Annotated in this window: 1 pseudogene; it reads left to right on the top strand. The window is 46.1% G+C overall.

From position 1 onward, the window contains the following. A pseudogene (locus AC061E_RS16630) lies at positions 1-464 on the top strand (TUGYCR motif thioredoxin fold (seleno)protein); the annotation flags it as partial.

The raw sequence follows: 464 nt of genomic DNA, 5'->3' as shown, positions 1-464 counted from the left end.
TCAACTTTACACTAAGCAACCCATCGGCTGTAGATACAACTTATACTTTTGTATTGACTAATGGTACGGCTGGAAGTGCAGATTACACTACGACAAACGTGACGGTAACTGTTCCTGCGGGTGCAACTACTGGAACCGTATCGGTACCTACAACTGTGGATGCTATCGACGAGGCTGATGAAACGTTCAGCATCGCTAATGGAGCTGCTTCGGCTACAGGTACGATTATCGACAATAACAACGCTCCTACTGTGGCTACGATCTCTCCTGCTTCGGCTACTGAAGGAAGTGCTGCTGTATTTACTTTTACCTTGAGCAACCCATCGGCGGTAGATACAACTTATACTTTTGTATTGACTAATGGTACGGCTGGAAGTGCAGATTACACTACTACTAACGTTGATGTACTTGTTCCTGCGGGTGCAACTACTGGAACCGTATCGGTACCTACAACTGTGGATGCT

The sequence above is a fragment of the Flavobacterium sp. GNP011 genome, from assembly GCF_056428925.1.
The sequence above is the reverse complement of the archived record's forward strand: the minus strand, read 5'-3'. Positions and strand labels throughout refer to the sequence as shown.